This window comes from Cellulomonas sp. P5_C5 (assembly GCF_054049655.1).
Genome location: NZ_JBFULY010000022.1, coordinates 35,048 through 56,932, shown reverse-complemented (window position 1 = coordinate 56,932; position 21,885 = coordinate 35,048). Strand labels below are relative to the sequence as shown.

Here is a 21,885-nt window from a genome sequence, read left to right as displayed (position 1 = left end):
TCCTACTGGTCGAGCAGAGCCTGACCCTGGGTGTTCGCCGTCTCGAGCAGGGCGTCGATGTCGGCGTTCTCGTCGGTCAGCACCGCCTGCACGATCGGGAAGAGCAGCGCGTAGGTGTCCTGGGTGGACGCGCTGATCTCACCGATGCTGGGCTGCGTGAACATGACGTCCGTGTAGCCCTTCATGTTCTCGAGCGGGACGTTGATGTAGTCCTTGACCCACTCGAGGGACTTCGCGTACTGCTCCTCGCTGAAGATCGGGAGCACCGGGGTGCCCACGGCCTGGTCGTTCTCGTTGCGGAGCTTGGCGTCGGCCACGGCCTGGTCCTGGTCCAGCATCTTGGACAGGTACCAGAAGTCGATCCACTTGACCGCGGCGTCCTTCTGCTCGTCGGTGGACTCCTTGGTCACCGCGGCGAGCGTGCCGCCCGTGAGGGCGCCGCCACCGTTCGACGTCGGGATCGCCGTGAGGCCGTAGCCCCAGTCCTCGGTGAGCCCGTTGTTCTCGACGAGCGCGTTGTAGACGTCCGAGCCGGACGTGTACATGGCCAGCTGGCCACCGGCGAACGCCTCGTTGATCTCACCCCAGCCCAGGTCGGTGCGGGGCAGGATCGAGTTGTCCACGAAGCGCAGGTCGTGCAGCCACTGCAGGTGGTCCTTGACCGCCGGGTCGTCGAGCGTGGCGGTGTACGCGTCGCCGTCCTGCTCCTGGATGACCCCGCCGCGCGAGTTCGCCGCGGCGGCCAGCTGCCACCCGCCGGCGTTGTCGAGCGCCATCGTCGCGTAGCCCGCGACGCCGGTGGCGTCGTGGATGGTCTTGGCGTACTCGCGGACCTCGTCCCACGTCGTCGGCGGCTGGTCGGGGTCGAGGCCGGCCTGCTCGAACAGGTTGCGGTTGTAGTGCAGCGCGACGCCGTAGATGGACTTGGCGGGGATCGCGTAGACCTTGCCGTCCGAGCCCGTGCCGGACTCGAGCAGGTTCTCGTTGAAGTCGCCCGCGAAGGACAGGGAGTCGAACTGCTCGGAGATGTCGGCCAGCTGCCCGTTCTCGATGAGCGTCTTGGCGTCGGTCAGCGGGATCTCGAACACGTTCGGCAGCGTGCCACCGGCCAGCTGCGCGGAGAACGTCGACGCGAGCCAGTTGTACTCCTCCGGCTCGACGTTGATGTCCGGGTTGGCTGCCTCGAACTCCTCGACGCGCGAGTTCAGCGCGTCGACGGCCTCGGTCTCGGCGCCGGGCTRGAGGCCGGCGACCGTGATGGTGACCTTGCCGTCGGCGGACTCGCCGCCCGACGGCTCGTCGTCCGTGCTGCACGCGGCCAGCAGGCCGAGCGAGAGCACACCGGCCATGGCGAGCGCGGTGGTGCGTGAGGACCTCATCGTCACTCCTTCGTGAGGGAACGCGCCGGACGGGGTGCCAGGTCGCGATCAGGTGCTGCGGTCGGGTGGTGCGGGTCAGGCGGGGCTGCGCAGCCACGCGGCGGTGTCGCGCGGCAGCAGGCCTGCCTCGAGCGGGGCGCTCGAGAGCAGGACGTCGGTGTGGGCGGGCAGGGCGGCGGGCTGGTCGCCCAGGTTGACGACGCACACGAGGTCGCCGCGGGCGAACGCGAGCACGTCGTCGGAGCTGTCGATCCACGTCATCGGCCCGTCGCCCAGTGCGGGCTCGGCCCGGCGGATCGCCAGGAGGTTGCGGTAGAGGTGCAGGGTGGAGGTCGGGTCGTCCTCCTGGGCGGTGACGGTCAGCCCCGCCCAGAGCGCGGGCTGCGGGAGCCACGAGCCGCCGGAGCCGAACCCGTAGGGACCGGAGGTGCCGCTCCAGGGCAGCGGGACCCGGCAGCCGTCGCGCCCGGGGTCGACACCCTCGGAGCGGAAGTGCATCGGGTCCTGCAGGAGGCCCAGCGGCAGGTCCTCGACCTCCGGCAGGCCCAGCTCGTCGCCCTGGTAGATGTACAGCGAACCGGGCAGCGCCGCGGTGAGCAGGGCGGCGGCCCGCGCCCGACGCAGGCCCACGTGCAGGTCGGTCGGGGTGCCGAAGCGCTTGGCCGTGAACGCGAACGACGAGTCCTCGCGGCCGTACCGCGTGACCGGGCGCGTGACGTCGTGGTTGGACAGCACCCACGTGGCCGGCGCGCCGACGGGTCCGTGGGCGGCGAGCGTGATGTCGATCGACTCCCGCAGCTGCTTGGCGTCCCACGGCCGTGCCATGAAGTCGAAGTTGAACGCGGTGTGCATCTCGTCGGGGCGCAGGTACTGCGCGAACCGGGCCTTGTCCTGGAGCCAGACCTCGCCGACGAGGACGCGGGTGCCCTCGTAGGAGTCGGCGACGGCGCGCCAGCCGCGGTAGACGTCGTGCAGCTCGTCGCGGTCGACGTGCGGGTGCTCCCCCGGCCCCGGCTGGTCCGGGACCTCCGGCAGCGTCGCGTCCTTGACCAGCAGCGCGGCCGAGTCGATCCGGATGCCCGCGACGCCGCGGTCGAACCAGAACCGCAGCACGGACTCGAACTCCGCGACGACGTCGGGGTGCGACCAGTTCACGTCGGGCTGCTGCGGGGCGAACAGGTGCAGGTACCAGTCGCCGGGGGTGCCGTCCGGGTTCGTCGTGCGCGTCCACGTGCTGCCCTGGAAGTCGGACACCCAACCGGTCGGGATCTGCTCGCCGTGCTCGCCCTTGCCGGGGTGGAACCAGAACCGCTCGCGCTCCGGCGAGCCGGGCCCGGCGGCGAGCGCCGCCTGGAACCACTCGTGCTGGTCGGAGACGTGGTTGGGGACGACGTCGATGATGGTCCGGATGCCGAGGGTCAGCGCCTCCGCGATGAGCAGCTCCGCCTCCTCGAGCGTGCCGAACGCGGGGTCGATGGCGCGGTAGTCGGCGACGTCGTAGCCGCCGTCCGCGAGCGGGGAGACGTACCAGGGCGTGACCCAGATCGCGTCGACGCCGAGGTCGCGCAGGTACGGGAGCCGGGAGCGCAGGCCGGCCAGGTCACCGGTCCCGTCGCCGTTCCCGTCCGCGAAGCTGCGCGGGTAGACCTGGTAGATCACTGCGCCGCGCCACCACTGCGGGTCGGTCTCGGGCTGCGCCACTCGCGTCTCGTCTCTCGTGGGCCGCCGTCGACGTCGCCGGGGCCGGTTTGTCCTGTGTCGCGCGGCAGCGGCGGTCTGACGAACGCCGTTGTCGCGATCCAGACGCTAAAGGAAACGACTGGATCAACGCAAGAACCCGACAGAGTAGTTATCGAAGCGTGACCGTAGCGGAGTCGAATCTCGATAACTGCCCGGGAACGACACAGGCCCCGCCCCACCGAGAACGGCGGGACGGGGCCTGGGAAGGCAGGGATCAGACGACGGGCACCACCGGCTGGGCCGGCGCCGGGCCGGTGGAGCCACGCACGACGAGCTCCGGCTCGAACAGCAGCTCGTCCTGGGGGACGACGCCGCCGTGGATCTGGCTGACCAGCAGGTCGATCGCCGCGCGGCCCATCGGCTCGATCGGCTGGCGGACGGTCGTCAGGGGCGGCTCGGTGCAGCTCATGAACGCGGAGTCGTCGTAGCCGACGACGGAGACGTCGTCCGGGACGCGCAGGCCCGCACGTCGGGCGGCCCGGATCACGCCGAGCGCCAGCGGGTCGCTGGCGCACACGATGCCGGTGACGCCCTCCCGCAGGAGCCGGTTCCCCGCGGCCTGACCGCTCTCGAGCGAGTAGGCGCTGCGGACCACCTGCTGCTCCCCCAGCTCCAGACCCAGGCGCTGCATCATCGCCTGCGCCGCCCGCAGCTTGCGCTCGGACGGCACGTGGTCGATCGGACCCAGCACCAGGCCGATCGTCGTGTGACCGAGCGACGCCAGGTGCCCGATCGCCTGCTCGATGGCCACCTCGTCGTCACACGACACCGCCGGGAACGGCAGCTCCTCGATCGAGGCGTTGATGAGCACGACCGGCAGGTTCCGCCCGGCGAGGCGCTCGTAGTGCCCGTGCGACGCGTCCCGCTGCGCGTAGTGACCGCCGGCGAAGACGATCCCCGACACCTGCTGGCCGAGCAGGAGCTCGACGTAGTCCGCCTCCGAGACACCACCGGCGGTCTGCGTGCACAGGACGGGGGTGAAGCCCTGCTGGGCCAGCGCCCCGCCCACCACCTCGGCGAAGGCCGGGAAGATCGGGTTCTGGAGCTCGGGCAGGACGAGGCCGACCAGCCGGGCGCGCTCGCCCCGCAGCTTGGTCGGTCGCTCGTAGCCGAGCACGTCGAGCGCGGTGAGCACCGCCTCTCGCGTCGACTCCGCGACGCCGGGCTTGCCGTTGAGCACGCGGCTCACGGTCGCCTCCGAGACGCCGACCTTGCGTGCTACCTCTGCGAGTCGTCGGGACATAGGTGTCAGCGTACTGCTCAGTGCTGCAAGTGGCTTGCAGATCGATGCAAGCAGTTTCACCTCGTCGTCGTCACCCGTTCGCCGCACCCGGGCAGCCCCGAGGTGCGGCCGTGCCCGCAGGCTTCTACCGTCGTACCGCCCCGCTGCCCCCGCACAGACAGGACTCCCGTGCCCCCGACCGAGTCCGGCACCCCGGAGCGCGCAGCGCTGGGCCGCCGGTACCAGCTGGGACAGCAGCTCGGGCGCGGCGGGTCGGGCGAGGTCTTCCGGGCGACGGACGTCCGTCTGCACCGGGCGGTCGCCCTCAAGCTGTTCTCGATCGGCACCGCCACACCCGAGGACATCCGGCGCTACGCGCACGAGGCGCGCGTCCTGTCCTCGCTCACGCACCCGAGCCTGGTCGCGCTGCTCGACGTCGGCGCCGACGTCCTCCCGGACGGTGGCGGTCCCGTGGCGTTCCTCGTCATGGAGCTGGTCGACGGACGGACCCTGCGCGACACGATCGCCGACGGCCCCTTGACCCCGTCGGTCACGGCCGACGTCGGCCGTCAGCTCGCGCTGGCGCTCGGCCACGCGCACGAGGCCGGCGTGGTGCACCGCGACGTCAAGCCCTCGAACGTCCTGGTGGCCGCCGACCGGTCCACCGGCGGACGCCTCGACGCGCCGTGGATGCCCGTCGTGCTCGCTGACTTCGGTATCGCGGTGACGACGGCCAGCGCACCGGAAGCGCCGCGCGGCACGTCGGGCACGGCCGGGTACCAGAGCCCGGAGCAGGCGCTGGGGCACCCCGCCGGCCCGGCGAGCGACATCTACTCGCTCGGTCTGGTGCTGCTCGAGTGCCTGACGGGGGTGCGCGCGTACCCGGGCGACCCGCTGGCCAGCTCGCTCGCGCGCCTGCTCGACCCCGTCGAGGTCCCGGCGCGGTTCGGGCGGGACTGGAGCAGGCTGCTGCTGGCGATGACCGCCGAGGATCCGGCCGCGCGTCCGGCGCCGGCCGTCGTGGCTGCGGAGCTGCGGGCGCTACGCCTCTGAGCCCGGGTCGGGGATCCCCGCCTGGGCCGCGCGCAGCTTGTCGGTGAGCGCCCGCAGGGTCGCCAGCTCGTCCGTGTCCAGCGCGCCGCCGACGAGGCGCCGGATCGTGCGCACGTGCCGTCGGCCGATCTCCCGCTGCACCCGCCAGCCGTCCTCGGTCAGCGCGACCGCGACACCGCGCGCGTCGCCCTCGACAGGCCCCCGCCGCACCAGGCCCGCCAGCTCGAGCCGCTCGACCATCCTCGACAGGCTCGGCTGGGTCAGGAGGCTGTTCTCGCCCAGGTCTCGCAGCCGCGCGGTGCCGTCGGGGCAGCCGGACAGGGTGAACAGGACGTCGTACTCGCGGATGCTCAGGTCACCCCAGACGTCGTCGCGCTGGAACCGCCGCATGAGCGCCACCTGCGCGCGGAACAGCGACTCCCAGGCCTCCGCCGCCTCCCGCGTCCCGGGCAGCTCCCGCGCGCCGTCGGCCATCGACCCACCCTCCCCAGCTTCATGCAAACGTATCGATCACTGCCTCAACCGCGTCACCGCCCAGCGTGTTCCGCGCCTGCGCTATCGAAAGTGTCGTGCGCCAGGAACTGAAATGTTTCGGTACCTCGCGGCGCCCCTCTCCGACGACCACTGTGCGATCCGGCACCTGGCTTCAACGAGGAGGAACCCCCATGGCCGTCACACGCCCCCCTGCACCGAACCGGCGTCGAGCCGCGACCCGCACCATCGCCGTCGCGCTCGCCGCGACGATCGCCGTCGGCGCCGCCGCCGTCGCGATCCCCGCCGCGCAGGCAGCGACCACCCTGAAGGACCTGGCGACCGCAGCCGGCAAGGACATCGGCTTCGCGCTCGACCCCAACCGGCTCTCGGAGTCGGCCTACAAGTCCATCGCGGACACGGAGTTCAACCTCGTCGTCGCGGAGAACGCGATGAAGTGGGACGCCACCGAGCCGTCGCAGAACTCGTTCAGCTACGGCTCGGGCGACCAGGTGGCCAGCTACGCCGCCAGCACCGGCAAGGAGCTGTACGGCCACACGCTCGTCTGGCACTCGCAGATGCCGAGCTGGACCAACAACCTGTCCGGGACGGCGCTCGAGTCGGCGATGAAGAACCACGTCACCAACGTCGCGACGCACTTCAAGGGCAAGGTCTCGTCGTGGGACGTGGTCAACGAGGCGTTCGGCGAGAACGGCGAGCGCCGCTCCGACTCGCCCCTCCAGCAGAAGATCGGCGACGGGTACATCGAGACCGCGTTCCGCACGGCGCGGGCCGCTGACCCGAACGCCAAGCTCTGCATCAACGACTACAACACGGACGCGATCAACTCCAAGAGCACCGCGATCTACAACCTGGTCAAGGACTTCAAGTCGCGCGGCGTGCCGATCGACTGCGTCGGGTTCCAGTCGCACCTGATCATCGGGCAGGTCCCCTCGACCATGCAGCAGAACCTGCAGCGGTTCGCGGACCTCGGCGTGGACGTGCGGATCACCGAGCTCGACATCCGCATGACGACGCCGTCGGACTCCTCGAAGCTGGCCACCCAGGCGGCCGACTTCAAGAAGATCTTCCAGATCTGCCTCGCGGTCAGCCGCTGCCAGGGCGTGACCATCTGGGGCATCACCGACAAGTACTCGTGGGTCCCCGGCGTGTTCTCCGGGCAGGGCGCCGCCCTGGTCTGGGACGACAACTACTCCAAGAAGCCCGCCTACAACGGGATCGTCTCGGCCTTCGGTGACCTCCCGACGCCCACCGCCACCCCGACCGTCACGCCCACACCCACGGTCACGCCGACACCCACCGTCACCCCGACGGTCACGCCGACGCCGACGGTCACCCCGACCACCCCGGCCGGCGCCTGCCAGGTGTCGTACGGCGTCAACCAGTGGAACACCGGCTTCACGGCGAACGTCACCGTGAAGAACACGTCGTCGAGCGCGATCAACGGCTGGACGCTCACCTTCAGCTTCCCGTCGGGCCAGACCGTCACGCAGGCGTGGAGCTCGGTCACCACCCAGTCCGGCTCGGCAGTCACGGTGAAGAACGCGGCCTGGAACGGCTCGATCCCGGCGGGCGGCAGCCAGCAGTTCGGGTTCAACGGCTCGCACAACGGCACCAACGCGGCCCCGAGCGCGTTCAGCCTGAACGGCGCCTCCTGCTCGATCGCGTGACGCACCCGGCCCGGGACCCGCTCAGGGTCCCGGGCCGCTGCGCGCCACCTGCGGATACGCTGACGCGATGACGACCGAGGCCGCACCGCGCACGACGTACCTCCTGGTCGACGGCGAGAACATCGACGCGACCCTCGGCTCGTCCATCCTCGGCGGCCGGCCCACCCCGGAGCAGCGGCCCCGCTGGGAACGCGTCCTGACGTTCGCGCAGCAGGCGTTCGACCAGCCCGTGAAGGCCCTGTTCTTCCTCAACGCCTCCAGCGGCTCGCTGCCCATGTCGTTCGTGCAGGCGCTGCTGGCCATCGGCTTCCAGCCGATCCCGCTGTCGGGCGAGTCGTACGAGAAGGTCGTCGACATCGGCATCAAGCGCACCCTCGACGCCATCGCGGGTCGCGGGGGCGACGTGCTCCTGGCCAGCCACGACGGCGACTTCGCGCCGGAGCTGGAGACGCTCGTCGACGACGAGGACCGGCGCGTCGGCCTCCTGGCGTTCCGCGAGTTCACGAGCACCCAGCTGTCGGCGCTCGTCGCGAAGGGCCTGGAGACGTTCGACCTCGAGAGCGACGTCGCCGCGTTCAACGTGCAGCTGCCCCGCCTGCGGATCATCCCGCTCGACGAGTTCGACCCGCTGCGCTACCTCTGAGCATCCGCTTCCGAGAAGGCTCTCGCGTGACGCAGGTCACGGCGCGATAACGATGTATCTGCTACCGGTGCCGATTTACCTAGTACCCCGTGGCTCAGATGCTTTGTGCGCTGGTAGACAGTGCGCTGGTCCCGCCCGAGAAGGCTGCTGACCTGCCCCGTCAACGGCGACGGTGCAGGTCAGTGGCCTCTCGGGTGTGCCACTCACCAGCCGCACTGCCCGGACGGTCTCCCCGCCCGGACCAGTCACCACGACGAGGTGGTCATGAAGCGTCACATCTTGGCGGGGCTCGTCCTCGCGCTCCTGACGACGGCGATCGTCCTGTTCTCCGGACCCGAGCTGCAGGGCGTGGCCCTGCTCGGCGCCGCGCTCGGCGGCGCCCTGGGCCTGGTGCCCGACCGTTCCCCCGCGCAGCGCGCCGCAGGCTTCGCGGTCGGCTTCCTCGCCGCCTGGCTCGGCTACGCCCTGCGCGCCGCGGTCCTGCCCGATGCCGCCGCGGGCCGCGCGATCGCGGTGCTCGTCGTCGTGCTGGTCTGCCTGGCGGTCGCCGGGCTCACGCGAGGCAGGCTCCCCCTGTGGTCGGCCCTGCTCGGTGCCGCCGCGATGGCGGGCGCGTACGAGGCGACCTACGCCGCCGACCCGGCCGCGTTCGTGACGTCGTCGGCCACCACCGCGACGTCCATCCTGCTCGCCGCCGGAGCCGGGTTCCTCGCGACGTCGCTGCTCGGCGTCGTCGTCATGCAGGACCGCGAGGAGGAGCGCGCCGCCGAGGCCGCCGCCGAGCCTGCCGTGTTCGCCCCGACCGAGCCGCCCGTCGGCGAGTACGAGGGCGCGGGCAACCACGCCCCGGCACGCCCCTACGCCGCACCCGCCGTCGAGGCACCCCGCGCCCCGCGACCACCTCGACGTGGCTTGCCCGCCACCCGCCCCCTCGACCCCCAGCCGGAGGCCTGACGTGCGACGCACGACCACCACCGCGACCGCCGCCCTCATCCTCCTGCCGCTCGTCGTCGGCTCCGCGGCGTCCCCCGCGCTCGCCGCCGACTCCGGCGACGTCACCGTGACCAACACCGAGACCGTCCAGGCGCGGCTGTCCGCGACCGGCGCGTACCAGGGCGCCCGTGTGTACGAGCAGCTCGCCCTGACCGGCCACGGCACGGCGACCGTCGAGAACCCGGTCTCCACCGAGGGTCTGCGCAACCTCGACGGCTTCGGCGGCGCCCGCGTCGTCGACGGCAAGCAGGTCAGCACGCTGGCCGTCGACGGCGAGCGGCGCGAACGCACCCTGAGCACCTACGACAAGGACCTCCCGCTCACCGTCGAGGTCACCTATACGTTCGACGGCAAGCCGGTGCAGCCGGGCGCGGTCGTCGGCAAGGCCGGCACGCTCGGGGTGCACTACAAGGTCACCAACGTGACCGGGACGACCCAGGACGTCACCTACGACGACGGCACGGGCACGATGGCCACCACGTCGGCCGAGACCGTCATCCCGATGATCGGCCAGCTGGTCACCGTGCTGCCGTCCACGTTCACCGACGTGCGGTCCGACGAGGCGGGCATGGCCGGGGACGGCCGCGGCGGCACGCGCATGCAGTTCCAGATGACGCTGTTCCCGCCCATCGGCTCCGCGTCCGCCGAGTTCGGCTACACCGCCGAGGTCAGCCGTGCCGTGATCCCCAAGGCCACGCTCACGTCGATGCCCGTCTCCCCGCTGGACTACCCCTCGTTCAAGGGCGGCGCCGCCAGCTACCAGGCCGGCGCCCAGAAGGGTGTCGACCTGACCGGTGCCGGTCTCCTGCTCGACGACAGCGTCCTGCGCCTGCACGACGGCTCCGCCCAGCTGCTCGCCGGCCTGCTGCAGCTCCGCGACGGTGCCGCACAGCTCTCGACGGGGCTCAACGACACGGCCGCCCCGGGTGCGGAGGAGCTCTCCGACGGCCTGAACGACCAGCTCGCCCCGGGAGCCGCCAAGCTCGCCGCCGGGCTCAGCCGTGACGCCGCCCCCGGCATGTCGCGGCTGGCCGCGGGCCTGAACGACCAGCTCGCCCCCGGAGCCGCCAAGCTCGCTGCCGGGCTCAGCGGCGAGGCCGCCCCCGGTGCGTCGCAGCTGGCCGCCGGCCTGAACGACCAGCTCGCCCCCGGAGCCGCCAAGCTCGCCGCGGGTCTGGGCGAGGCAGCACCCGGCGCCGCCGGGCTCGCGACCGGACTCACCACGCAGCTCGCACCCGGTGCGGCGGACCTCGCGGCGGGCGCGGGAGCGCTGAACGCGGGTCTCGCCGAGGCCAGCGCCAAGGCGCCGGCACTGCTCGCCGGGCTGGTGCAGGTCAGCTCCGGCCTCGACCTCGTCGACGCCGGCCTGGCCAAGCTCTACGGCGACATCGGCACGCTCCCCGCCCAGGCGCAGGGCCTGCACGACGGCATCACGCAGCTGCGCACCGCGACGTCGACGCTCGCCGCGGGCGTCGACCAGGTGCGGACCGGGGTCTCCGGCGCCGCGGCGTCGGCCTCCACCCTGTCGGCCGGATCGGTGCAGCTGGGCAACCAGCTCTCGGCGGGGGTCGGTGCGCTGACGTCGCTGCGCGCCGGGATGGACCCGGCCTACCTGGCGCAGTACGACGCCGTCGTCGCCCAGCTGTCGGGCGGCGTCCCCGTCCTCACCGACACGACGAACCCGGCCACGATCGCGGGCGGTGCTGCGGCGCTGTCGCAGGGCCTGACCGGCGCGGCCGGGAGCCTCACCAAGATCGAGTGCGGGCTCAGCTCCGCGTCCCTGCCCGGTGTGTGCGACCCCGCGAAGAAGGGGGTGCTCGAGGGCCTCGCCGACGTCGACGCCGGCATCACCCAGCTGGTCAACGGCGTGGTGGCCAAGGTGCAGGCGGGCGTCGGTGACGCCGACGACACCAGCACGGACGGCACCCTGCGCGGCGGCGTGCACTCCCTGCAGGCGGGCACGAGCCAGCTCAACGCGGGTGGCGCGACGCTCGCGTCCGGGCTCACCGCGCTCGGCGCAGGCGCGTCGAAGCTGAACACCGGCGCCAACACGCTGTCCGGGGGTCTCGCCCAGGCGGCGGCCGGGTCCCGGAAGCTCTCCGACGGCCTCGCACCCGCCGCCGCAGGCTCGAAGGACCTGTCCGCCGGGCTGAACACCGCGGCAGCCGGGTCCCGGAAGCTCTCCGACGGGCTCGCACCCGCCGCCGCAGGCTCGAAGGATCTGTCCGCCGGGCTCAACGACGCGGCAGCCGGGTCCCGGAAGCTCTCCGACGGCCTCGCACCCGCGGCCTCGGGCTCGCAGGACCTGGCCGCGGGTCTGGCCAGGGCCGCCGCCGGCTCCCAGCGGCTGTCCGACGGCCTCGGCACCGCCGCCGACGGGTCCACGGCGCTCTCGGAGGGTGCGGCCAAGGCGGCCGAGGGTGCGCCGCAGATCGTCGACGGCACGCAGCAGCTGTCCGACGAGGGCACGTCGCAGGTGGTCGTCAGCGGTCAGAGCACCGCCGAGGACTTCGGCGTGAAGTACGCGGTGCTGAGCGCCGGTGCCGAGCGGGCCGCGACCGAGGGCATGGCGTACGGCGCACCCGAGGGTGCGGCGGGGTCCACGGCGTACTCGATCGAGATCGCCGGCGTCGACGGCACCGGGGCCAGCTCGGTCGGACGCCTCATCCTGGCGATCGTCCTGTTCGCCGCGGGCATCGGGCTGGCGACGCTGGGGCGGCGCCGGTTCGTCTGACCGACCACCGACGGCGGGCCATCCCTCGGGGTGGCCCGCCGTCGGCGCGTCTAGCCTCCGAAGCCCGAGGCCAGCGCGTCGTCGATCAGCTGCTCGACCTGCTCCCTGTGCTCCCCGTTGAACAGCTGGACACCGTGCGCGCTGCCGCTGAGCTCGACGAACGTGGCGGGGTCGTCCGCGCGTGCGACCAGCTTCGACGACAGCGCAGGCACGCTGCGGTCCTCGGTGGAGGCGATCACGAGGAGCGGCCCGGTGTAGCTGCTGGACGTCGAGTGCGCGTCGTGGCCGTCGTACTCCACTGGCGGTCCGAGGGCGACGACGGTGACCGGGTCGAGCTCGTCGGCGAGGGCCGCGGAGTACATGCCGCCCTTCGACGCCCCCACGAACGCCACCTCCGTGGCGCCGACCCCGCGCAGCACGTCGACCGCGTCGGTGAACGACCGCTCGCCGACCCCGGACCAGCTGAACGTCGCGACGAGGTACCCCTCCTCGACCAGCCGGACCAGCTGCTGCGCCCACTGGCACACCTGGCCGTCGCTCTGCGGGGCGAGCACCACGCCACGGGTGCCGGAACCCGCGAACGCCACCAGCGTCGGGTCGTCCTCCGGGCCGGTCGTGACGGCCGCAGCGCCCTCGGGCAGGCACATCGGCCGGTCGGCGGGGCGCATCGACGAGACGATGCCGGTCGGCGCGGAGGGGGCCGCCGTCGGCGCAGCGGTGTCGTCGGCGGGTGCGGTGCACGCCACGAGGGCGAGCGTGGCGGCCGCGGCGAGGGCAGCGGCAGCGGAGGACCGGAGGGTGGGCATCCCCCGTTCCTAGAGGTTCGGAACGGTTCGCGGCAACCCGCGTCTCACGCCACGTCCCGACGCCTCAGGTGGCGGCGTCGTACCTGTCCAGCACGATGTGCACCAGGCGCTCGTCCGGTGCCAGCGGAGCGGCGACCACGTCGGCTCCCGCCTCCAGCACGCGGTCGTAGAAGTACCCCGGGGCGAGCAGGTAGGAGGCCACGACGACCCGGCCACCGGGGGGTGCGTCCGCGCGAGCGCTCGCGACGGCCACGGGGACGCGCGGCTCGGCGCCGGCCCCGTAGCCGATGGTCACCGGCTGCTCGAGCCGGTCGGCCAGCCCGGCCGCCACCGACTCCACCGCGAGCGCCGCTGCGGGGTCCGTGGACCCGGCCGCCGCGAGGACCACGGAGTCGTCGGGAGCGAGGCCCGCGGTCTCCAGACGGTCCACGAGGATGTCGACGAGCCGCGGGTCCGGGCCGAGGGGGGCGGCGGCGGTCGCACCGGGCTGGTCGACCGCGGCGGCGATGTCGACCTTCACGTGGAAGCCGACGGACAGCAGCAGCGGCACGACGACGGCACCGGACGCGTCGCTGTCGAGGGYGTGCGAGACGACGTCGGCGACCTCCGGCTCCTGCACGTCCACGAACGCCTCGCGCACGTCGAGGTCCGGCCGGTAGGCCGCGACGCCGGTGAGGATCGAGCGGACGGCGGCGCGACCGTCGGCGTCGTCGGTGCCGTGCGAGCAGCCGACGAGCACGGGGCCGTCGACGTCGCCGCGCGGGCCGTCAGGGGCCGGGCCACGGGCGTGCAGTGCGTTCGTCATCAGACCTCCTCCAGCTGGAGACGGTAGCCCCTCTTGACCACGGTGCGGATCAGCTGGCGGCTGCCGGTCGCGTCCCGCAGGCGCGCGATGGCCACCTCGGCGGCGTGCGGGTCCTGCGAGTCGCCCGGCAGCGCGGCCAGCACCTGGTCACGGGCCACGACGGCACCGCCCGCGGCGGCCAGCAGCCGCAGGACCTCCAGGCCGGTCGGGGTGAGAGCCAGCACGTGGCCGTCGAGCACCGCGGCCCCGCGGTGCACCTGGAGCGGGCCCGCGACGGTCTGCAGGGCCTGGAGCCCGCCGTAGTGGCCGACGAGCGTCCGGACCAGGGCACCCAGCCGACCCCGTTCGGGCACCAGCGGCTCGATGCCACGGTCCAGCAGCGGCTTGGCGGTGATCGGTCCGACGGCCGCCATCACGACGCTGCCGCGGCGGGCGAGCGCCACGATCTCGTCGACCACGCCCGCCTCGTCGGCCGCCTCGAGCCAGGCGTGGGCCCCGGGCGCGGACGTGAAGACGACCGCGTCGATCTCCCCGGCGGCGACGCCGCGGACCGAGGCGGTCACCACGGCGGGGTCCGGGGGTGGACCCCAGCGGTACACGACCAGGCTGCGCACCCGGGCGCCGGCCGCGGCGAACGCCTCGTCCAGGCCGTCGGCACCCGCGCCGTGGTGCTGGACGGCGATGTCGATCCCGGCGACCCCTTCGTCCAGGAGCACCTCCGCGATCTCGGCGCTGGTCTCGGACTCCGCGACCCAGTCGGCGGTGAGTCCTGCGGCCTGGATCGCCCCGCGCGCCTTGGGTCCGCGCGCGACGATCCGGGTGCCCTTGAGCATCTGCACCAGCGGCTCGTCGAGCCCGGCGGCGTCCGCGGCCTCGATCCAGCCGCGGAACCCGATGCCCGTGGTCACCACCACGGTGTCCGGCGGGTGGGCCAGCAGCGACCGGGTGCCCTCGAGCAGCCGGGCGTCGTCGATGTGCGGAACCATGCTCAGGGCCGGGGCGTGCCGGACGGCGGCACCTCGGCGACCCAGCGCGGCGGCGAGCTCGGCCGACCGGCGGTCGGCGGTGATGAGCACGACGAGTCCCGCGAGGGTCTGGTCGATAGGTTCGCTCACGTGGCCATTGTGACGGCCCCGGAGGCCGCTGCGTGGGGCGACCCGGTCGTGTGAGCGGCGTCACCATGGCCCGGCTCGAGCAGYCCGGCCGCGGCCACGGCACCCAGGACGATGACAGCGGGTGCCTTCACACCCGCAGCGGCCGCGACGTCGACCACGTCGTCCAGGCGGGCTCGCGTCACGCGCTGACCCGGAAGAGTCCCCTCCTCGACCAGGGCGACCGGCGTGGCCGGGTCCGCGCCTGCGTCGAGCGCCTCGGTGGCCAGGGTGGCCAGCGCGCTCACGCCCATGAGGACGACGACCGTGCACGACCCGTCCCGCAGACCCGTGAGGGCGGCCGAGGACCACCCGTCGTGCCCGTTCATCACGTGCACGGCACCGACGGTGCCGCGGTGCGTGAGCGGGATGCCGGCGGCCGCCGGCGCGGCGAACGCGCTGCTCACGCCTGGGATGACCTCCACGGGCACGTCGGCCTCCCGGCAGGCGAGCACCTCCTCGCCGCCGCGTCCGTACACGAACGGGTCCCCGCCCTTGAGCCGGACGACGACGCGGCCCCGCTGGGCCTGCTCGACCAGGATCCGGCCGATCTCGTGCTGCGGCACGGGGTGGTGCCCCGGCGTCTTGCCGACGTCGATGACCTCGACCCCCGGGGCCAGCTCGTCGAGCACGGCGACCGGTCCGAGGCGGTCGGTGACCACGACGTCCGCCTCGGCGAGCGCGCGACGACCGGCGAGCGTGAGCAGCCCGACATCGCCCGGTCCCCCGCCGACGAGCACGACGCGGCCCGCGTGCGCGCGACGGTGCCGCAGGTCGATGTTCCCCTCACGCAGCTGGGCGGCGACCGCGTCGCGCACGGCGATCGTGCGTCGCGGGTCCGCCGTGCCCGTCGAGACCACACCGACCAGGACGTCGCCCTGCTGGGTGGTGGCGGGCGTCCGGGCCGAGCCGTCGGCGCCGGAGCCGGCGTCGACGCAGAACGTCTGCCGCTCGGTGGCCCACGCCAGCACCGCGGCGTCCGTCGAGCGGTCCCCCGTGGCGGTGTGCACCAGCCACACGCCGTCGACGTCGGGCTCCTCCACCTCGCGGGCGCGCCACTCGATCAGGCCCCAGCGGTGCAGGTCCAGGAGCACCTCGCACAGCTGCGGCGCGACGACCACCACGCGAGCGGCGTCGGCGAGCAGCGACTGCACGCGGCGCGCGGCCACCGGTCCGCCACCGACGACGAGGACCCGGCGGCCGGTCAGCTGGAGACCGAGCATGGTGGTCACGAGCCCACCTCCACGAGGCCGTCGCGCAGGCGGACCGGCCAGGTGCGCAGGTCAGGGGCCAGGTCCCCGGCCGGCGACTTCCYGGCGACGTCCAGGCACCGGCCCGTCGTCAGGTCGAACACCTGCTTGTACATCGGAGAGGCGACCGTCGGTACCTCGGCGTCCTCGACCGAACGGGAGCCGACGATGCCCCGCGAGATGACGTACGCGTCGCTGAACGGGTCGTGCTGCTGGACGGCCAGCACGCGACCGTCGACCAGCCGGAACAGCGCGACCTGGTCGGTGCCGAGCAGCGCCGCGGCGCCGCGCTCCGGCGCCAGGTCGTCGAGCCGGCACACGGTCGTCCACACCAGCGTCTCCACTGCGGTCATGAGCGCACCTCCAGCCGGGCTCCGGCGACGAGAACGGGTTCGTGGTGGGGCGTCGGGCTTGCGCCGTCGCGCTCGTCGGCCGTGGCGGGGCGCGACTGGCCGCGCTCTGGCACGTACGCGAGCGAGGGGTCGGGAGTGTCGGGCGCGTTGACGAAGGACGCGAACCGGCGGAGCTTCTCCGGGTCCTCCAACGTCGCGCGCCACTCGTCCTCGTACTCCACGACGTGCTGCGCCATCTGCTCGTCGAGGTCCGCGGCGATGCCCAGCGAGTCCTCCATGACGACCGCGCGGACGCCGTCGAGACCGCCCTCGACGTCCTCGATCCACGGTGCCGTGCGCTGCAGCCGGTCGGCCGTGCGGACGTAGTAGAGGAGGAACCGGTCGATGGTGCGGACCAGGGTCTCGGTGTCCAGGTCCTCCGCCAGCAGCTGCGCGTGCCGTGGCGTGAAGCCGCCGTTGCCGCCGACGTACACGTTCCAGCCCTTGTCGGTCGCGATGACGCCGACGTCCTTGCCGCGGGCCTCCGCACACTCCCGCGCGCAGCCCGAGACGCCCAGCTTGATCTTGTGCGGCGAGCGCAGGCCGCGGTACCGCAGCTCGAGCATGACCGCGAGCGCCACGGAGTCCTGCACGCCGAACCGGCACCACGTCGAGCCGACGCAGGACTTCACGGTGCGCAGCGACTTGCCGTACGCATGCCCGGACTCGAACCCGGCGTCGACCAGGCGCTGCCAGATGAGGGGCAGCTGGTCGATGCGGGCGCCGAACATGTCGATCCGCTGGCCGCCCGTGATCTTGGTGTACAGCCCGAAGTCCTTGGCCACCTCACCGATCGCGATGAGMCCCTCGGGCGTCACCTCGCCGCCGGCGATCCGCGGGACCACGGAGTACGAGCCGTCCTTCTGCAGGTTGGCCATGACGTGGTCGTTGGTGTCCTGCAGCGTGGCCCGCTCGCCCTCCAGCACGTGCGCCGGGGACGTCGTCGCCAGGATCGACGCGACCGTGGGACGGCAGATGTCGCAGCCGCGCCCCTCGGCCCGGGTGCCGAACCGCTCGATGACCTGCGTGAACGACGAGACGCCACTGACCCGGACCGCGTCGTAGAGCTGCGCGCGCGACAGGGCGAAGTGCTCGCAGAGCGCGGTGCTGACCTCGATGCCCTGCGCCGCCAGCTCCGTGGTCACCAGCTTCTTGACCAGCGGGAGGCACGAGCCGCAGCTGGTGCCCGCCTTGGTGCACGCCTTGACGGCACCGAGGTCGGTGCACGCGTGGTCGGTGACGGCCCCGCGGATGGTGCCGGCCGAGACGTTGTTGCACGAGCAGACGGCGGCGTCGTCGGGCAGCTCCAGCTCCGGCGCTCCCCCGCCGCCCTCGGGCAGCAGGAACGCGGCCGGGTCGCCCGGCAGCTCGCGGCCGAGCATCGGGCGCAGGCTGGCGTACGCGCTCGCGTCGCCGACGAGGACGCCGCCGAGCAGGGTGCGGGCGTCGTCGGACATGACGAGCTTCTTGTAGACGCCCCCCACCGGGTCCGCCCAGACGATCTCGAGGGCGCCGGGCGTCTCGCCGAACGCGTCGCCGAAGCTGGCGACGTCGACGCCGGAGAGCTTGAGCTTGGTCGCGGTGTCCGCGCCGGGGAACTCCGAGGTGCCGCCCAGCAGGCGGTCCGCGGTGATCTCCGCCATCGCGTACCCGGGGGCGACGAGGCCGATCGTGGCGCCCTGGATGCAGGCGACCTCGCCGACGGCCGAGATGTCGAGGTCGCTGGTCAGGCAGGTGTCGTCGACGACGATCCCGCCGCGCTCGCCGATCTCGAGGCCCGACGCGCGGCCCAGCTCGTCGCGCGGCCGCACCCCCGCGGCGATCACGACGACGTCCGCGTCGACGCGGCCGCCGTCGGCCAGGTCGAGGCGACCCACGCCACCGCGCCGGTGCGCGCGGATCTTCGTGGTCATCGCGTTCAGGCGGACCCCGACGCCGAGGTTGTTGATGAGCCGTCGCAGCGCCTCGCCGCCGCCGAGGTCGACCTGCGTCGACATGAGGTGCGTGCCCACCTGCAGGACGGTGGTGCGGGCACCGAGCGCCTGGAGCGCGCCGGCCGCCTCGAGCCCGAGCAGGCCGCCACCGAGCACCGCCCCCTTGACCACCCGGTCCTCGGAGAGCTTCTCGACGTAGCCCCGCAGCTCCGCGACGTCGTCGACCGTGCGGTAGACGAACACGCCCGGCAGGTCCGTGCCCTCGATCGGCGGGACCCAGGCCGACGAGCCGGTCGCCAGGACGAGGTGGTCGTAGTGCTCCGTGCGGCCGTGCGCGGTGGTCACCGTCTTGGCGTCGCGGTCGAGGTGCGTCACCGCGTCGTCGCGGACCAGGGTGACCAGCGGGTCGGACCACAGCTCCGGGTCCCCCAGGGCCAGGTCGTCGGCGTCGCGACCCGAGAAGTAGCTGGTGAGGGCGACGCGGTCGTACGGGCGGCGCGGCTCCTCGGCCAGCACGGTGATGCGCCAGGTGCCGGCGGTGTCGCGGTCACGCAACGCCTCGACCAGCCGCTGGGCGACCATGCCGCCGCCGACGACGACGAGGTGCTGGTTCATTGGGTGCTCCGTCGGGCTGGGGGGTGGGGCACGTCCCACGGTAGGAACCGGTTGTTTCGGCCGAGGGCGCCCGCTCGTTACCTGGGGGGAACCTTTCCCGCACACGGCGTGGGTGCCTGGTGTGAGAGTGAGGGCATGAGCCCCGTGATCGCCCTCCTGCGCGCCGTCAACGTCGGCGGCCGCACCGTGCGGTCGGCGCAGCTCCGTGCGGTCGCCGAGAGCCTCGGGCACACCCAGGTCACCACCTACGTGAACAGCGGGAACATCGTGCTGGTCCCCGCCGGGGCGGTCTCCGCCGTGGGACCGGGGCTGGCCGAGGCGCTCGTCGCGGAGCTCGGGTTCGACGTGCCCGTGGTGACGCGGTCCCTGGCGCAGTGGGACACGATCGTGGAACGCCTGCCCTTCCCCGACGAGGCCGCCTCCGACCCGTCGCACCTCGTCCTGTACTGCTGGGACGGCGCGCCGGCGCGCACCGACGTCGACCCCGCGCCGTACGGTCGCGAGTCCGTCGCGTTCGCCGGCCACGAGACCTACGCGTACTTCCCGGACGGGATCGGCCGCTCCAAGCTCACGCTCCCCGTGCTGGAGAAGGCGACCGGTCGGTCCGGGACCGCCCGGAACTGGAACACGGTGCTCGCGCTCCAGCGGCTCGCCCGCGAGCGCGCCTGACTAGCGTGGGCGCCATGAGCACCCTGTTCACCCAGATCATCGCCGGGAACATCCCCGGCCGGTTCGTGTGGGCCGACGACGTCGCCGTCGCCCTCGGCACCATCGCCCCGATCACCGAGGGCCACATGCTCGTGGTCCCGCGCGCCGAGATCGTGCAGCTCACCGAGGCGCCCGACGACGTGCTCGCGCACCTGGTGCTCGTCGCGAAGGTGATCGGCCGGGCGCAGCAGCAGGCCTGGTCCGCACCGCGCGCCGCGCTGCTCGTCGCCGGCTTCGAGGTCGATCACCTGCACCTGCACGTCCTGCCCGCCTGGGGCGAGGCGGAGCTGTCGTTCCGCAACGCCCGCACGGACGTCCCGGCGGCGGAGCTCGACGCGGCGGCGGAACGGATCCGCGCGGAGCTGGTCGCCCAGGGCCACGCCGCGAACGTCCCGGCTACGCTGACCAGCCCCGCCCTCTGACGCGAACGCCCGCACCCGTGGACGTCCCGCCCGCAGGCCCCTGACGTCCGCGCATCCGAGCGTCCCGGCGACCGGGTGCGGACGCTGTGAAGCACCACGGGTGGTGTCGACCAGTCCGTCCGGCGTCCGGCACCGAACCCTTGGTGTTACGGGACGTCCGAGGAAGTGAGCGCTGGGGCGACCAGATGCTCGGACGTCCCGCATCTGACCGGGGGGCGTCCGAGGAAGTGAGCGTTGGGGCGACCAGATGCTCGGACGTTGCACCTGCCCAGCGGCGGTGTGGGTGGCGACATCGTGCGTGTGGCAGGGCAGAGTCGGGGTACACGTTCGTCGAGGAGGCATGCACCAGATGGCTGGACGTCAGGAGACCGGGCTCGCTGCGCTGGCGGGGCTCGCCGCGGGCGCCGTGACGCTCGGTGTCGGGGCACTCGTCGCGCTGCTCACCGGGCCGACGTCCGACCCGCTCGTGGCCGTCGGCTCGGCGTTCGTCGACGCGACCCCCGCGTGGCTCAAGGACTTCGCCGCCTCGACGTTCGGCACCGCGGACAAGGTGGTCCTCGGGATCGGCGAGGTCGTCGTGCTCCTGGCGCTGGCGGCGCTGGCCGGGGTGCTCGCCGCCCGCCGGTGGGCGTGGGGCGCCACGCTCGTCGTCGTGCTCGGCGCGGTCGCGGGGCTCGCCGCGATGGGCCGKCCGGACGCGGGGGCGCTCGCCGCGGCTCCCGCCGTGCTCGGTGCGGTCGCGGGTCTGCTGACGCTGCGGGAGCTCATCCGTCGCCTCCCGGGGGCACCCGGCCGTCCCCGTCCCGTGGGCGTCCAGCGGCGGGCGTTCCTGCAGGCCACGGCCGCGGCCGGTGCGCTCGGCGTGGTCGGGGTGCTCGTCGGCAGGGCCGTCGGTGCCACCGCGCGCGGTGCGCAGACGGCGCGGGCGGCGCTCCGGATCCCCAGCCCCGCCGTCGCGGCCGAGCCCGTGCCCGCCGGTGTCGACATCGGCGTGGACGGGGTGGGTCCCTGGCAGACGCCCGCGGCCGACTTCTACCGGATCGACACCGCGCTCACCGTCCCGCAGGTGGACCCGAGCACCTGGACGCTGCGCGTGCACGGCATGGTCGAGGAGGAGGTCACGCTCACCTGGGACGAGCTGCTGGACAGCGACCTGGTGGAGGCCTGGGTGACGCTCGCGTGCGTCTCCAACCCCGTCGGCGGCGACCTCATCGGCAACCAGAAGTGGCTCGGGATGCCCATCGCGGACCTGCTCGCCCGGGCACGACCGACCGCCGACGCGGACATGGTCCTGTCCCGCAGCGTCGACGGGTTCACGGCGTCGACCCCGCTCGCGGCCCTGACGGACGGCCGCGACGCGCTGCTGGCCGTCGCGATGGACGGCGAGCCGCTGCCCGTGGAGCACGGGTTCCCGGTGCGCATGGTGGTCCCCGGGCTGTACGGGTACGTCTCCGCGACGAAGTGGGTCACCGAGCTGCGCGTCACCCGGTTCGCGGACGTGACGGCGTACTGGACCGACCGGGGCTGGTCGCCGGAGGGTCCGATCAAGACGCAGTCGCGCATCGAGGTGCCGACGCCCGGCACCTCCGTACCGGCGGGGCCCGTCGTCGTGGCCGGGACCGCCTGGGCGCAGCACCGCGGCATCACGGGTGTCCAGGTGCGCGTCGAGGACGGCAGCTGGCACGACGCCACGCTGGCCGACGACGGCGGCATCGACTCGTGGCGGCAGTGGTCGTGGACGTGGGACGCCGAGCCGGGCGAGTACCAGCTGTACGTCCGCGCCTCCGACCCGCAGGGACCGCAGACGGGCGCGAAGGCGGACGTGATCCCGGACGGCGCGACAGGCTACGACACGGTCCGCGTCACCGTCACGTGA

Annotated in this window: 18 protein-coding genes; 8 read left to right on the top strand and 10 right to left on the bottom strand. The window is 73.2% G+C overall.

Features of this window, described 5'->3' with window-relative positions; translation table 11 throughout:
- Positions 1 to 2: 2 nt before the first annotated feature.
- The 3 genes from ACXJKF_RS16390 to ACXJKF_RS16380 all read right to left on the bottom strand — a co-directional run bounded on the left by ACXJKF_RS16390 (position 3) and on the right by ACXJKF_RS16380 (position 4,362).
- Complete coding sequence (locus ACXJKF_RS16390; protein WP_456788778.1) at positions 3 to 1,379, bottom strand: ABC transporter substrate-binding protein; 1,377 nt, start codon at positions 1,377 to 1,379, stop codon at positions 3 to 5.
- A 75-nt stretch (positions 1,380 to 1,454) separates the two neighbouring features.
- Positions 1,455 to 3,080: a glycoside hydrolase family 13 protein gene (locus ACXJKF_RS16385; RefSeq protein WP_456788777.1), complete on the bottom strand. Its 1,626-nt coding sequence runs from the start codon at positions 3,078 to 3,080 to the stop codon at positions 1,455 to 1,457.
- Between the two features lie 253 nt (positions 3,081 to 3,333).
- Positions 3,334 to 4,362 carry a LacI family DNA-binding transcriptional regulator gene (locus ACXJKF_RS16380; RefSeq protein WP_456788776.1) on the bottom strand — a complete coding sequence of 343 codons (1,029 nt, stop codon included), beginning with the start codon at positions 4,360 to 4,362 and terminating at the stop codon, positions 3,334 to 3,336.
- Positions 4,363 to 4,530: 168 nt separating this feature from the next.
- Between ACXJKF_RS16380 and ACXJKF_RS16375 the strand changes: the two genes are divergently transcribed.
- Positions 4,531 to 5,394 (top strand): serine/threonine-protein kinase, encoded by an 864-nt coding sequence (locus ACXJKF_RS16375; protein ID WP_456788775.1) that lies wholly within the window; start codon positions 4,531 to 4,533, stop codon positions 5,392 to 5,394.
- Here ACXJKF_RS16375 and ACXJKF_RS16370 read toward each other — a convergent pair.
- Positions 5,383 to 5,868, bottom strand: a complete 486-nt coding sequence (locus ACXJKF_RS16370; RefSeq protein ID WP_456788774.1) for a MarR family winged helix-turn-helix transcriptional regulator — start codon at positions 5,866 to 5,868, stop codon at positions 5,383 to 5,385. The genes ACXJKF_RS16375 and ACXJKF_RS16370 overlap by 12 nt on opposite strands.
- Before the next feature lie 191 nt (positions 5,869 to 6,059).
- On the opposite strand from ACXJKF_RS16370, the gene ACXJKF_RS16365 reads away from it, so the two are divergent.
- The 4 genes from ACXJKF_RS16365 to ACXJKF_RS16350 all read left to right on the top strand — a co-directional run bounded on the left by ACXJKF_RS16365 (position 6,060) and on the right by ACXJKF_RS16350 (position 11,926).
- Entirely contained in the window at positions 6,060 to 7,556 is a 1,497-nt protein-coding gene (locus ACXJKF_RS16365) for an endo-1,4-beta-xylanase (RefSeq protein ID WP_456788773.1), read from the top strand.
- A gap of 67 nt (positions 7,557 to 7,623) precedes the next feature.
- A complete protein-coding gene (locus tag ACXJKF_RS16360) occupies positions 7,624 to 8,199 on the top strand; it encodes an NYN domain-containing protein (RefSeq protein WP_307491115.1) in 576 nt (191 codons plus the stop codon).
- 264 nt (positions 8,200 to 8,463) lie between these two features.
- Positions 8,464 to 9,153 (top strand): hypothetical protein, encoded by a 690-nt coding sequence (locus ACXJKF_RS16355; RefSeq protein WP_456788772.1) that lies wholly within the window; start codon positions 8,464 to 8,466, stop codon positions 9,151 to 9,153.
- Position 9,154: 1 nt separating this feature from the next.
- The gene (locus tag ACXJKF_RS16350; RefSeq protein ID WP_456788771.1) at positions 9,155 to 11,926 is read left to right on the top strand and encodes a hypothetical protein; all 2,772 of its coding nucleotides are present in this window, start codon (positions 9,155 to 9,157) and stop codon (positions 11,924 to 11,926) included.
- A 50-nt stretch (positions 11,927 to 11,976) separates the two neighbouring features.
- On the opposite strand, the gene ACXJKF_RS16345 is transcribed toward ACXJKF_RS16350, so the two are convergent.
- From ACXJKF_RS16345 to nirB, 6 genes are all read right to left on the bottom strand, one after another.
- The gene (locus ACXJKF_RS16345) at positions 11,977 to 12,732 is read right to left on the bottom strand and encodes an alpha/beta hydrolase (protein WP_456788770.1); all 756 of its coding nucleotides are present in this window, start codon (positions 12,730 to 12,732) and stop codon (positions 11,977 to 11,979) included.
- Between the two features lie 64 nt (positions 12,733 to 12,796).
- Positions 12,797 to 13,537: a sirohydrochlorin chelatase gene (locus tag ACXJKF_RS16340; protein ID WP_456788769.1), complete on the bottom strand. Its 741-nt coding sequence runs from the start codon at positions 13,535 to 13,537 to the stop codon at positions 12,797 to 12,799.
- On the bottom strand, positions 13,537 to 14,652 hold the full coding sequence (locus ACXJKF_RS16335; protein WP_456788768.1) for a uroporphyrinogen-III synthase: 1,116 nt from the start codon (positions 14,650 to 14,652) through the stop codon (positions 13,537 to 13,539). Before ACXJKF_RS16335 ends, ACXJKF_RS16340 begins: the two co-directional genes overlap by 1 nt.
- Positions 14,649 to 15,911, bottom strand: a complete 1,263-nt coding sequence (cobA, locus tag ACXJKF_RS16330; RefSeq protein WP_456788791.1) for a uroporphyrinogen-III C-methyltransferase — start codon at positions 15,909 to 15,911, stop codon at positions 14,649 to 14,651. Before cobA ends, ACXJKF_RS16335 begins: the two co-directional genes overlap by 4 nt.
- 5 nt (positions 15,912 to 15,916) lie before the next feature.
- Complete coding sequence (gene nirD / locus ACXJKF_RS16325) at positions 15,917 to 16,291, bottom strand: nitrite reductase small subunit NirD (RefSeq protein ID WP_456788767.1); 375 nt, start codon at positions 16,289 to 16,291, stop codon at positions 15,917 to 15,919.
- Complete coding sequence (gene nirB / locus ACXJKF_RS16320) at positions 16,288 to 18,879, bottom strand: nitrite reductase large subunit NirB (RefSeq protein ID WP_456788766.1); 2,592 nt, start codon at positions 18,877 to 18,879, stop codon at positions 16,288 to 16,290. The genes nirD and nirB overlap by 4 nt, the downstream gene beginning before the upstream one ends.
- A 135-nt stretch (positions 18,880 to 19,014) precedes the next feature.
- Between nirB and ACXJKF_RS16315 the strand changes: the two genes are divergently transcribed.
- The 3 genes from ACXJKF_RS16315 (at position 19,015) to ACXJKF_RS16305 (ending at position 21,885) form a co-directional block, all read left to right on the top strand.
- The gene (locus ACXJKF_RS16315; RefSeq protein ID WP_456788765.1) at positions 19,015 to 19,548 is read left to right on the top strand and encodes a DUF1697 domain-containing protein; all 534 of its coding nucleotides are present in this window, start codon (positions 19,015 to 19,017) and stop codon (positions 19,546 to 19,548) included.
- A 14-nt stretch (positions 19,549 to 19,562) separates the two neighbouring features.
- The gene (locus ACXJKF_RS16310; RefSeq protein WP_456788764.1) at positions 19,563 to 20,009 is read left to right on the top strand and encodes an HIT family protein; all 447 of its coding nucleotides are present in this window, start codon (positions 19,563 to 19,565) and stop codon (positions 20,007 to 20,009) included.
- Between the two features lie 349 nt (positions 20,010 to 20,358).
- The gene (locus ACXJKF_RS16305) at positions 20,359 to 21,885 is read left to right on the top strand and encodes a molybdopterin-dependent oxidoreductase (RefSeq protein WP_456788763.1); all 1,527 of its coding nucleotides are present in this window, start codon (positions 20,359 to 20,361) and stop codon (positions 21,883 to 21,885) included.

Coding starts and splice junctions, on each gene's coding strand:
- ACXJKF_RS16380 (WP_456788776.1), bottom strand. CDS start 4,362: ATGTCCCGACGACTCGCAGAGGTAGCACGCAAGGTCGGCGTCTCGGAG.
- ACXJKF_RS16370 (WP_456788774.1), bottom strand. CDS start 5,868: ATGGCCGACGGCGCGCGGGAGCTGCCCGGGACGCGGGAGGCGGCGGAG.
- ACXJKF_RS16365 (WP_456788773.1), top strand. CDS start 6,060: ATGGCCGTCACACGCCCCCCTGCACCGAACCGGCGTCGAGCCGCGACC.
- ACXJKF_RS16360 (WP_307491115.1), top strand. CDS start 7,624: ATGACGACCGAGGCCGCACCGCGCACGACGTACCTCCTGGTCGACGGC.
- ACXJKF_RS16355 (WP_456788772.1), top strand. CDS start 8,464: ATGAAGCGTCACATCTTGGCGGGGCTCGTCCTCGCGCTCCTGACGACG.
- ACXJKF_RS16345 (WP_456788770.1), bottom strand. CDS start 12,732: ATGCCCACCCTCCGGTCCTCCGCTGCCGCTGCCCTCGCCGCGGCCGCC.
- ACXJKF_RS16315 (WP_456788765.1), top strand. CDS start 19,015: ATGAGCCCCGTGATCGCCCTCCTGCGCGCCGTCAACGTCGGCGGCCGC.
- ACXJKF_RS16310 (WP_456788764.1), top strand. CDS start 19,563: ATGAGCACCCTGTTCACCCAGATCATCGCCGGGAACATCCCCGGCCGG.